This window comes from Paraburkholderia sp. BL9I2N2, assembly GCF_004339745.1.
Lineage (GTDB): Bacteria > Pseudomonadota > Gammaproteobacteria > Burkholderiales > Burkholderiaceae > Paraburkholderia.
In genome coordinates, this window is sequence record NZ_SMGP01000001.1 from 1683447 (window position 1) to 1694227 (window position 10781).

Consider the following 10781-nt stretch of genomic DNA (forward strand, 5'->3'; position numbering starts at 1 on the left):
GAGCGGCAGCATCGCGGCGATATCGGCGCCATCGCGTCCATGCGTGATCCTCACGACGTCGCGTGTGATAAGCACATGAAAAACAAGTGTTTTACGCGCGCCGCCAAGACTGGTTAGATCGCTGGGTCGGCTGTGTGTCAGTCCGCGCGCCGGCTGACACGCTGAGCCGCCTCGTCCTCGATCGTCCTCACACCAGGAGTTGCATAGCATGTCGAACCTCAGTCTCGCGACGTCCAACGCACTGGACATTCATCCCGTCACTGGCCGCATCGGCGCGGAAATTCGCGGCGTACGCCTGTCGAGCCAGCTTGAGCCGGCCACCGTCGAAGCGATTCGTGCGGCGCTGGTACGTCACAAGGTGATATTTTTCCGCGGCCAGACGCACTTGCAGGACGCCGATCAGGAAGCCTTCGCCAAGCTGTTCGGCGAGCCGGTTTCGCATCCCACGGTGCCGGTGGTGGACGGCACGGACTATCTGCTCGAACTCGACTCGCATCGCGGCGGCCGCGCCAATTCATGGCACACGGACGTGACCTTCGTCGACGCCTATCCGCAGGCGTCGATCCTGCGCGGCGTGACGATTCCCGAAGTGGGCGGCGACACGGTGTGGGCCAACACGGCGACCGCCTACGACGATCTGCCGCCGCCGCTCAAAGCGCTCGCCGATCAGCTCTGGGCCGTGCACAGCAACGACTACGACTACGCGAATCACACCAGCGTCGGCGAGCGTGGCCGCGACGCTGAAGCGATCAAGCGTCATCGCGAGGCGTTCGTGTCGACGCGTTACGAGACCGAGCATCCGGTCGTGCGCGTGCATCCGGAATCCGGCGAAAAGACGCTGATTCTCGGGCACTTCGTAAAGAGCTTCGTGGGTCTCACGCCGAGCGCGTCGGCGCATCTGCTGGAACTGCTGCAAGGCTACGTGACGCGTCTGGAGAACATCGTGCGCTGGCGCTGGCAGACGGGCGACGTCGCGATCTGGGACAACCGCGCGACCCAGCACTACGCGGTCAACGACTATGGCGACGCGCACCGCGTGGTGCGTCGCGTGACGCTGAAGGGCGACGTGCCGGTGAGTGTGGACGGCCGCCGCAGTTTCACGCGCAGCGTGCAGCCGAATCCGGCGGCGAAGGCGGCCTGACGGCTCGTGGTTCAGCCCGGCTCGGCGGCGATCTGTTGCGGCGCCGGCGCTTGCCGATAACCGAGCCGTGTCGAGATCGCGAGGCCCGATTTCTTGAGCAGCGCGACATAGTGCGACTTCGTGTCGGCGCCGCAGCGCATGGTCGGAAACGAAATCGACAGGCCGGCGATCACGCGGCCGAAGCGGTCGAACACCGGCACCGCGAGACACCGCAGACCTTCTTCCTGTTCCTCGTTGTCCTCGCCGTAGCCTTGCTCGCGCACGTGCGGCAAGATGCTCAGCACGGCTTCGGCGGACGAGAGCGTCTTTTGCGTCGACTTGCGGAATTCGACGTGCGAGAGCACCTCGCGCGCGTCGGCCGGGTCCATCCACGCGAGCAAGACTTTGCCGATCGCGGTGCTGTGCAGCGGGTTGCGCCGGCCGATGCGCGACTGCATGCGCAGCCCGTAGTCGGCGTCGATCTTGTGAATGTAGATGATGGCGTCTTCGTCGAACGCGCCGAGGTGCACGGCCTCGCGCGTCGCTTCGCCGATGCGGCGCATCTCGACGTCGGCCTCGCGCACCAGATCGACACTTTCCAGCGCCTTCGCGCCGAGTTCGAACAGACGGATGGTCAGCCGGTAGCGCTCGGTTTCCACTTCCTGCGTCACGTAGCCGAGCGCCTTGAGCGTCTGGATCACGCGGTGCACGGTGGTCTTCGACATGCCGAGCCGTTGCGACAGTTCGCTGATGCCGATCTGTCCGCTGTCGCCGATCGCGCCGAGAATCGCGAAGACGCGGCCGATCGACGAGGCCGATTCGCCGCGCTCGCCGCAGTCGGCATTCTCCGCGTCTTGCGCCTGTGCGGTGCCGTCGTCCTTGCGCTGTTTGCCTGTTGATGCCATTTCCGTCTTCCCTGTCTATCTGTACCCGCGACGTTCCCGCAATACCGGCACACGCCGGCGAGGCGCCGAGAGCATACCGCGTCCGGCGCGCGCTGCCGAGTCAGCGCGCGAGCCAGCCGCCGTCCACCGCCAGTGTATGCCCATGCACGTAGTCCGAAGCCGACGACGCGAGGAACACCACCGGTCCCGCGAGATCGTCCGGCGTGCCCCAGCGGGCGGCCGGAATGCGGCTGAGAATCTCGTCGTTGCGCTGCGCGTCGTGGCGCAGCGCGGCCGTGTTCGCGGTCGCCATGTAGCCCGGCGCGATCGCATTGACGTTGATGCCTTGCGACGCCCATTCGTTCGCGAGCAGCCGCGTCAGTCCGAGCACGCCGCTTTTCGACGCCGTATAGGACGCGACGCGGATGCCGCCTTGAAACGACAGCATCGACGCGACGTTGATGATCTTGCCGCCGCTTTGCTGCTTCACGAACTGCCGTGCGGCGGCCTGCGAGAGAAAGAACAGGCTTTTCAGATTGACGTCCACCACGGCGTCCCAGTCGGCTTCGGTGAAATCGAGCGCGTCGTCGCGGCGGATGATGCCCGCGTTGTTCACCAGCACGTCGACGCGGCCGAAGGCTTCAACCGCGGCGCGCACGATGTCCTCGACCGGCGCGATCGAGCCGAGATCGGCGCGCACGTCGGCGAAGCGGCGTCCGCGGGCTTCGACGCGTGCTGCGGTGTCGCCGGCGTCGGCGCGGCTTACGCCGACGATGTCGCAACCAGCGGCGGCGAGCGCGACCGCCATGCCGGCGCCGAGGCCCGTGTTGCTGCCGGTGACGATGGCGACGCGGCCGGTGAGATCAAAGGGGTTCACGATGTTCGAGCCCATGTCGTGCGGTCGTAGTGGCAGAGGTCAAAAAGCGGCGTAAAAAAGCGGCCCATCAACGCAAGGCCCGAACCGCGATGTGATCCATGTCGCTGAACACCTGGTTTTCACCGACCATGCCCCAGATGAACGTGTACGCCTGCGTGCCGACGCCCGAGTGAATCGACCAGCTCGGCGAGATCACCGCCTGCTCGTTGTGCACGAGAATGTGCCGCGTCTCGTTCGGCTCGCCCATCATGTGAAAGACGGCGGCGTCGTCGGCGACGTTGAAGTAGAAATACACCTCCATGCGGCGCTCGTGCGTATGGCACGGCATGGTGTTCCACAGGCTGCCGGGTTCGAGTTTGGTCATGCCCATGGAAAGCTGGCAGGTGGGCAGCACCTCGGGAACGATGAACTTGTAGATCGTGCGGCGGTTGCTCGTGGCGGGGTCGCCGAGAGTTTGCGGCGAGGCCTGCGCGAGCGAGATCGTGCGGGTCGGATACGACGTGTGAGCAGGCGCGCAGTTCAGATAGAACTTCGCCGGACGTGCGGCGTCGTCGCTGCCGAAGGCGATGGCCTGCGCACCTTGGCCGATGTAGATCGCCTCTTCGTTGCGCACTGTGTAGCGCGTACCGTCCACGTCGACCCAGCCGTCGCCGCCGATGTTGATCGCGCCGAGTTCGCGCCGCTCCAGCAGATAGCTCACGCCGATCGTCTTGCCGAGCGAACTGGGCACCTCGACCGCGCGCGCCACCGGCATCACGCCGCCGACGATGATCCGGTCGATATGGCTATAGGTCAGCTTCAGCGCATCGCGCTCGAACACCTGATCGACCAGAAACGCCTTGCGCAGCCCGTCGGTATCCAGCGTCTTCGCGTATTCGCTGTTGATGGCCTGTCTCACTTCCATTGTTCTTTCTCCGCTGGGGTTGTGGGCTCGACTGTAGCGCAGAAATACAGCTTCGGAACAGTGGTCCGAAAATATTGCGACGCCGCATCACGGCTGGCAAGGCTTTCAAAGAACACGCGGGTAAACGATGAGCACTATTTCTAACAGAAGCGGAACAGCGTTCCTTTCACGGTGCTATATTGCGCCGAAAGGGAGCAGCCCGGCGTCAGAACGGGGTCATTACCCAGGGTGAATTACCCAATAACTGGACGCGAAGTCCATGGAGGAGGCATGAAGCTCAAGAAGGCCATCGACCGCATTCCTGGCGGCCTGATGTTGGTGCCGTTGCTGCTCGGCGCCTGCGTCCACACGTTTGCGCCGGGCGCGGGCAAGTACTTCGGCTCGTTCACCAATGGGTTGATCTCCGGCACCGTGCCGATTCTGGCGGTGTGGTTCTTCTGCATGGGCGCGACCATCGATCTGCGGGCGACCGGCACGGTGCTGCGCAAGTCGGGCACGCTGCTGGTGACGAAAATGCTCGTGGCGTGGATCGCGACGATCATCGCGTCGCACTTCATTCCGATCGACGGCGTCAAGGCGGGGCTCTTCGCCGGCCTTTCGGTGCTGGCGATCACGACGTCGATGGACATGACCAACGGCGGTCTCTACGCGGCTGTGATGCAGCAATACGGGACCAAGGAAGAGGCGGGCGCGTTCGTGCTGATGTCGATCGAATCGGGGCCACTCGTCAGCATGATCATTCTCGGCGCGACCGGCGTGGCGTTCTTCGAACCGCGTCTGTTCGTCGGCGCGGTGCTGCCGTTTCTGGTCGGCTTCACGCTGGGTAACCTGGATGGCGAATTGCGCGAGTTCTTCGGCCGTTGCGTGCATCCGCTGATTCCGTTCTTCGGCTTTGCGCTCGGCAACGGCATCGACCTCAGCGTGATCGCGAAGAGCGGCTTGCCGGGCATCGTGCTGGGTCTCGGCGTGATCGTCGTGACGGGCATTCCGCTGATTCTCGCGGACCGCTGGATCGCCGGCGGCAATGGGGCGGCGGGGCTGGCGGCGTCGTCGACGGCGGGGGCCGCGGTGGCGAATCCGGCGATCATCGGCGAAATGATTCCGAGCTTCAAGCCGCTGGTGCCGGCCGCGACCGCGATGGTCGCGACGGCCTGCCTCGTGACCGCCATTCTGGTGCCGATCCTCACGGCGATGTGGGTGCGCCGGCATCATGCGCGCGATGCGTTACGCGAGGAGTTCGCGGCGGCCAACACGCCGCCGCTGAATGAGCGGGATGTGCATGTGTAGAGCAGGGTGGAGGCGGCTCGCTTGCGCTTTTCAGAAGCGTGAGCGGGCCGCGCGCTGGTGGCTTTACCGCGCCAGCTTCGCCTCCAGCATCGCCTTCACCTCGTCCCATTCCTCGTCGATGATGCTAAAGCGCACCGAGTTGCGCTTACGCCCATCCGGCATGATGCGTTCGTGCCGGACCACGCCTTCCTGTTTCGCGCCGATGCGCAGAATCGCCGCGCGCGATTTCTCGTTGAGTTCGTCGGTGGTGAATTGCACGCGCACGCATTGCATCGCTTCGAATGCGTGGCACAGCAGCAGATACTTAGCCTCGGTATTCACCGCCGAGCGCTGCACCGATTCGCTCAGCCACGTGTGGCCGATTTCGAGTTTGCGATTGACCCGGTCGATCTTCCAGAACCGCGTGCTGCCGACCAGCGCGCCAGTGTCGCGCCGCACGATCACGAATGGCATCACGGTGCCGGCCGCGCGGCCTTCGAGCGCCGTTGCGATGTAGCTGTCGATGCTGCCGGGTCCGGGCACCACGGTCAGCTTCATATTCCACAATTGCCCGTCCGCGGCGGCGTCGAGCAAAGCTTGCGCATGGTCCCGCTGAAGCGGTCGCAGCTCCACGGTCTTGCCGGTCAGCGTGGCTTGCATGAGTTGTTGGGTGGTGTCGTTCATGGCAATAAAAAAGGTCCGCGAGCGACGGCTCGCGGACCCGGTACGGTGGCGTAAAAAGAGGCGACCGGTAAGCCGCCTCGGTCCGTCTTAAACCGACATCACCGATACCGCCTTGGTGACCAGATAGCCTTCCATCGCTTCCGGGCCGCCTTCCGAACCGTAGCCCGAATCCTTCACGCCACCGAACGGCATTTCCGGCGACGGCGTGGCCGGCTGGTTGATCCACAGCATGCCGACTTCCAGTTGCTGCGACAGCAGATGCACGTTGGTGAACGACTTCGTGAACGCGTAGCCCGCCAGACCGTACGGCAGACGATTGGCTTCGGCGATCGCTTCCTCGAGCTTGTCAAAGCCGCGAATCGCGGCGATCGGGCCGAACGGCTCGTTGTTGAACACGTCCGATTCGAGCGATACGTTGGTCAGCACAGTCGGCGCAAAGAAGTTGCCTTCCGAGCCCACGCGTTCGCCGCCAGTTTCGACCTTGGCGCCGGTCTTGCGCGCGTCGTCGAGCACCTTGCTCATCGCGGTGAGACGGCGTGCGTTGGCGAGCGGGCCGAGCGTGGTGCCTTCGGCGAGGCCGTCGCCGAGCTTGAGGCCTTCAGCGTGCTTGACCAGCGCCGCGGCGAATTCTTCGCGGATGCTGTTGTGCACGAGAAAGCGCGTCGGCGAGATGCAGACCTGACCGGCATTGCGGAACTTCGCACCGCCCGCGGCTTTCACGGCGAGCGCCACGTCGGCGTCTTCGGCCACGATGACCGGCGCATGACCGCCCAGTTCCATCGTCGCGCGCTTCATGTGCGCGCCGGCCAGTGCCGCCAGTTGCTTGCCGACCGGCGTCGAGCCGGTGAACGTGACCTTGCGGATCACCGGATGCGGAATCAGGTAGCTCGAAATTTCAGCCGGGTCGCCGAACACGAGGCCGACCGTGCCCGCCGGCACACCGGCTTCGACGAAAGCCTGCAGCAGCGCAGCCGGCGATGCCGGGGTTTCTTCCGGCGCCTTGACGAGGAACGAGCAGCCGCACGCGAGCGCGGCGCTCAGCTTGCGCACCACCTGGTTGACCGGGAAGTTCCACGGCGTGAAGGCGGCTACCGGGCCGATCGGTTCCTTGAGCACCAGTTGCTGCGCCGCGAGATTGCGCGACGGCACGATCCGGCCGTAGACACGACGGCCTTCGTCGGCGAACCATTCGATGATGTCCGCCGCCGCCAGCACTTCGACGCGTGCTTCGGCGAACGGCTTGCCCTGTTCCAGCGTCATCAGGCGGCCGATGTCCGAGGCGCGCTCGCGCACCAGCGCGGCGGCCTTGCGCATGGTCGTGGCGCGCTCGTTGGCCGGCACTTTGCGCCAGGCTTCGAAGCCGCGCTGCGCGGCGGCCAGCGCCCGGTCCAGATCGGCAATGCCGGCGTGCGCCACTTTGCCGATGGCCTTGCCGGTGGCAGGGTTGATGACGTCGAGCGTCTTGCCGCTGGCGGCGTCGCACCACTCGCCGTTGATCAGAAGTCGGGTATCCGTATAGTTCGAGGCCATGCTGGGGTTCCTGTATAGGGGAAAACGACAGGTCGCGCGGTCGTGAAACATTGGGCTGGACCTGCGCGGCCATGGGTGGACTGCCGATAACCAAACATCTTATCTGATTGTGTGAAATCGCACCGGCGGCCTGCCCGGACTTGGTGCGCGGCACGCGTCTTGCGGCTCGGCTGTTGCGGCGGCGGAAAACCGGGCGAAGCAGCGCCGCGCAAAGAAGCGTAGAGTCGAGCAGCGGTGACAGGATCCGGCGCACACCCGCGGCGGCGGGCGAAGCTCGGCGAATGCAGCCCAATCAACCCAGATGCACAGAGGAATCGACATGCCAACCGGTACAGTGAAATGGTTTAACGACGCAAAAGGCTTTGGTTTCATCACCCCCGACGACGGCGGCGAAGATCTGTTCGCCCACTTCTCGGAGATTCGTTCCGAAGGTTTCAAGTCCTTGCAGGAAAACCAGAAGGTCAGCTTTGAAATCAAGCAGGGGCCGAAGGGCAAACAGGCGGCGGATATCAAGCCGGTCTGACGTCATGGCCGGTTCGCGCGCGCAACGCGTGCGGCCGGCCATCAATCTGCATGATCCCCACATCGAAAAAAGCGGCTCGTTCACACGCTTGACATGAAGCGCCGTAAACCGGATTTTGTCCGCTCGATCCTGGTTGCCGCACGTGGTCCGACGCCAGTTTCCAGGCACATGGAACAGCGCCGCGGGTATCGTCAGCGTCCGTATTTTCCTTAAGGTTTCCTTCAGCTTTGCTCCGTAGTATTTGCGCGATTCCCCCGCCGGGTGGCGGGCAATAGTTCCGATAGTTTGGCGACAGAGAACTGAAAGCGCCGATACAAGGCTTGCTGGAGCATCCATGAAAACCCTGTTCTTGCAGGCGCCGTCGTATGACGGCTTCGATGGTGGCGCGGGTTCGCGCTATCAGGCCAAGCGTGAAGTCCGCTCATTCTGGTATCCGACGTGGCTCGCGCAGCCCGCCGCACTCGTGCCCGACAGCCGTGTCCTCGACGCACCCGCCGACGGCCTGTCCGTCGAGGCATCGCTCGACATTGCGCAGCAATACGATCTGGTGCTGATCCACACCAGCACGCCGTCCTTTCCCACCGACGCGCTATTCGCCGAAGACCTGAAAAAGCGCAAGCCGTCGCTGCTGATCGGTATGGTCGGCGCGAAGGTGGCGGTCGATCCGCACAATTCGCTGACCGCGAGCGAGGCGATCGACTTCGTCTGCCGCGAGGAATTCGACTTCACCTGCCAGGAAATCGCCGAGGGCAAACCGTTCGCGCAGATCAAAGGGCTCAGCTATCGCAACCGCGACGGTTCGATCGAGCACAACGAAGCGCGCCCGATTCTCGAGAACATGGACGAGCTGCCGTTCGTGGCGCCCGTGTACAAGCGCGATCTGAAGATCGACAACTACTTCATCGGCTATCTGAAGCATCCGTACGTATCGATCTACACGGGCCGCGGCTGCCGTTCGAAGTGCACCTTCTGTCTGTGGCCGCAAACCGTGGGCGGGCATCGCTACCGCACGCGTTCGGTCGAGAACGTGCTGGCCGAAGTGAAGTGGATTCGCGACAACATGCCTGAAGTCAAGGAGATCATGTTCGACGACGACACCTTCACCGACTTCAAGCCGCGCGTCGAGGAAATCGCTCGCGGCCTCGGCAAACTGGGTGTGACGTGGTCGTGCAATGCGAAGGCGAACGTGCCGTACGCCACGCTCAAGATCATGAAGGAAAACGGCCTGCGCCTTCTGCTGGTCGGCTACGAATCCGGCGACGACCAGATCCTGCTGAACATCAAGAAAGGTCTGCGCACCGACATCGCGCGCCGGTTCAGCGACGATTGCCGCAAGCTCGGCATCAAGATTCACGGCACTTTCATTCTCGGTTTGCCGGGCGAAACGCAGGACACGATCCAGAAGACGATCGAGTACGCCAAGGAGATCAATCCGCACACGATCCAGGTGTCGCTCGCCGCGCCGTATCCGGGCACGACGCTCTACAACCAGGCGGTCGAAAACGGCTGGCTCGAAGAGAACAAGGTGATCAATCTCGTGAGCAAGGAAGGCGTGCAGTTGGCCGCGATCGGCTATCCGCATCTGTCGCGCGACGAGATCTACCATCAGCTCGAAAACTTCTATAAGCGGTTCTATTTCCGCCCATCGAAGATCTGGGAAATCCTGCGTGAGATGTTGACGAGCTGGGACATGATGAAACGGCGCTTGCGTGAAGGCGTCGAATTCTTCCGGTTCCTGCGCGCCCACGAGGCGTGAACGCCGCGCACCTGCTCGAAGTCACGCTGGCCTATGCGTGCGCGGCGGGCGCCGTTGTCGGCGTCGGCTACACTGTGCTCGCCGGCGCGTTGATCGGACGATTCTTCGCGCGAGCTGTGTCGGAGCCGAGCACCTTTCCGCCGGTCACCATCGTCAAACCGCTGCACGGTAACGAGTGGGCGTTGCTCGCCAATCTGTCGAGCTTCTGCCGGCAGGATTATCCAGGGCCCGTGCAATTCCTGTTCGGCGTGCACGACTCCGCCGACCCCGCGCTGCAAACCGTCGACGATCTGCGGCGCCACTTTCCCGAAGCCGACATCACCGTGGTGGCCGACACGCGCCTGTACGGCCCGAACCGCAAGATCAGCAACATCCTCAACATGCTGCCGCAAGCGCGGCACGACGTGCTCGTTTTCGCCGACAGCGACGTGAGCGTCGGCCCGAACTATCTGCGCAATGTGATCGGCGAGTTGCAGAAGCCCGGCGTCGGACTTGTCACCTGCGCGTATCGCGGACAGCCCGATCCGGGCTTCTGGCCGCGCCTGTCGGCCAAGGCGACCAACTATCAGTTCCTGCCGGGTGTCGTGACCGGTCTCGCGCTCGGGCTCGCGCGCCCGTGCTTCGGGCAGACCATCGTGATGCGGCGCGATACGCTCGAAAAAATCGGCGGCTTTACACCGTTCGTGCGGCATCTGGCCGAGGACCATGCGATCGGCGAGGCGGTGCGCCTGCTCGGCGAGAAGGTGGTGATTCCGCCGTTCACGATCTCGCATGCCTGCGTCGAATCGAGCGCGGCGCAACTGATCGCGCATGAACTGCGCTGGAGCCGCACCATTCGCCGCATCGATCCGCTCGGCCATCTCGGCTCCGCGCTGGTTCATCCGTTCGCGTTCGCGCTGCTCGCGGTCATCTTCTCGGCTGGCGGCTGGTGGGCATGGTCGCTCGCGCTGGCCGCCATGTGCGCGCGGCTCGCCTTGAAACTGCTGTCCGATCGCGCGTTGAAGCAGGCGCATCGCGATCTGTGGCTGCTGCCGTTCTGGGATATCGTATCGTTTGCGATCTTCGTCGCGAGCTTCTGGTCCTCGCGCGTGATCTGGCGAGGCGTCAGCTTCAAGGTGGATGGCGACGGCCTGTTGTCGGCGGCACAGGACGAATGAACGGCACCACGGATCGGTCATGATGCGCAGGGTTTTTAAAGCAGCGGTTAAAAGCACGGCAAGGCGCCTGAAGCGCGCGC

General features: G+C 64.0%; 10 protein-coding genes. 5 read left to right on the forward strand and 5 right to left on the reverse strand.

Translation table 11 applies throughout. The annotated features are described in order from the left end of the window. The first annotated feature begins 208 nt into the window (after positions 1–208). Positions 209–1141, forward strand: a complete 933-nt coding sequence (locus B0G74_RS07920) for a TauD/TfdA family dioxygenase (RefSeq protein ID WP_132374281.1) — start codon at positions 209–211, stop codon at positions 1139–1141. 11 nt (positions 1142–1152) lie between these two features. Here B0G74_RS07920 and kdgR read toward each other — a convergent pair whose 3' ends face one another. The 3 genes from kdgR to kduI all read right to left on the reverse strand — a co-directional run bounded on the left by kdgR (position 1153) and on the right by kduI (position 3785). Then, positions 1153–2025 (reverse strand): DNA-binding transcriptional regulator KdgR, encoded by an 873-nt coding sequence (gene kdgR / locus B0G74_RS07925; RefSeq protein WP_132374282.1) that lies wholly within the window; start codon positions 2023–2025, stop codon positions 1153–1155. A gap of 100 nt (positions 2026–2125) precedes the next feature. Beyond that, positions 2126–2896, reverse strand: coding sequence for a 2-dehydro-3-deoxy-D-gluconate 5-dehydrogenase KduD (gene kduD / locus B0G74_RS07930; protein WP_132374283.1), 771 nt, complete (start codon positions 2894–2896; stop codon positions 2126–2128). Positions 2897–2948: 52 nt separating this feature from the next. Next, positions 2949–3785 carry a 5-dehydro-4-deoxy-D-glucuronate isomerase gene (kduI, locus tag B0G74_RS07935; protein ID WP_132374284.1) on the reverse strand — a complete coding sequence of 279 codons (837 nt, stop codon included), beginning with the start codon at positions 3783–3785 and terminating at the stop codon, positions 2949–2951. A gap of 270 nt (positions 3786–4055) precedes the next feature. Between kduI and kdgT the strand changes: the two genes are divergently transcribed. Beyond that, a complete protein-coding gene (kdgT, locus tag B0G74_RS07940) occupies positions 4056–5072 on the forward strand; it encodes a 2-keto-3-deoxygluconate transporter (RefSeq protein ID WP_132374285.1) in 1017 nt (338 codons plus the stop codon). Positions 5073–5135: 63 nt separating this feature from the next. On the opposite strand, the gene B0G74_RS07945 is transcribed toward kdgT, so the two are convergent. Both B0G74_RS07945 and B0G74_RS07950 read right to left on the reverse strand, forming a co-directional pair. Continuing rightward, on the reverse strand, positions 5136–5735 hold the full coding sequence (locus B0G74_RS07945) for a GNAT family protein (RefSeq protein WP_132374286.1): 600 nt from the start codon (positions 5733–5735) through the stop codon (positions 5136–5138). 87 nt (positions 5736–5822) lie between these two features. Further along, positions 5823–7265 (reverse strand): NAD-dependent succinate-semialdehyde dehydrogenase, encoded by a 1443-nt coding sequence (locus B0G74_RS07950; RefSeq protein ID WP_132374287.1) that lies wholly within the window; start codon positions 7263–7265, stop codon positions 5823–5825. Positions 7266–7584: 319 nt separating this feature from the next. Here B0G74_RS07950 and B0G74_RS07955 point away from each other — a divergent pair, with 319 nt between their 5' ends. From B0G74_RS07955 to hpnI, 3 genes are all read left to right on the forward strand, one after another. Then, on the forward strand, positions 7585–7788 hold the full coding sequence (locus B0G74_RS07955; RefSeq protein WP_007181784.1) for a cold-shock protein: 204 nt from the start codon (positions 7585–7587) through the stop codon (positions 7786–7788). Positions 7789–8122: 334 nt separating this feature from the next. Continuing rightward, the gene (gene hpnJ / locus B0G74_RS07960) at positions 8123–9544 is read left to right on the forward strand and encodes a hopanoid biosynthesis associated radical SAM protein HpnJ (RefSeq protein WP_132374288.1); all 1422 of its coding nucleotides are present in this window, start codon (positions 8123–8125) and stop codon (positions 9542–9544) included. Further along, complete coding sequence (gene hpnI / locus B0G74_RS07965) at positions 9541–10701, forward strand: bacteriohopanetetrol glucosamine biosynthesis glycosyltransferase HpnI (RefSeq protein WP_132374289.1); 1161 nt, start codon at positions 9541–9543, stop codon at positions 10699–10701. Before hpnJ ends, hpnI begins: the two co-directional genes overlap by 4 nt. The last annotated feature ends 80 nt before the right edge of the window (positions 10702–10781 follow it).

Coding starts and splice junctions, on each gene's coding strand:
- B0G74_RS07950 (WP_132374287.1), bottom strand. CDS start 7,265: ATGGCCTCGAACTATACGGATACCCGACTTCTGATCAACGGCGAGTGG.
- kduI (WP_132374284.1), bottom strand. CDS start 3,785: ATGGAAGTGAGACAGGCCATCAACAGCGAATACGCGAAGACGCTGGAT.
- B0G74_RS07955 (WP_007181784.1), top strand. CDS start 7,585: ATGCCAACCGGTACAGTGAAATGGTTTAACGACGCAAAAGGCTTTGGT.
- B0G74_RS07945 (WP_132374286.1), bottom strand. CDS start 5,735: ATGAACGACACCACCCAACAACTCATGCAAGCCACGCTGACCGGCAAG.
- kdgT (WP_132374285.1), top strand. CDS start 4,056: ATGAAGCTCAAGAAGGCCATCGACCGCATTCCTGGCGGCCTGATGTTG.
- B0G74_RS07920 (WP_132374281.1), top strand. CDS start 209: ATGTCGAACCTCAGTCTCGCGACGTCCAACGCACTGGACATTCATCCC.
- kdgR (WP_132374282.1), bottom strand. CDS start 2,025: ATGGCATCAACAGGCAAACAGCGCAAGGACGACGGCACCGCACAGGCG.
- hpnJ (WP_132374288.1), top strand. CDS start 8,123: ATGAAAACCCTGTTCTTGCAGGCGCCGTCGTATGACGGCTTCGATGGT.
- kduD (WP_132374283.1), bottom strand. CDS start 2,896: ATGGGCTCGAACATCGTGAACCCCTTTGATCTCACCGGCCGCGTCGCC.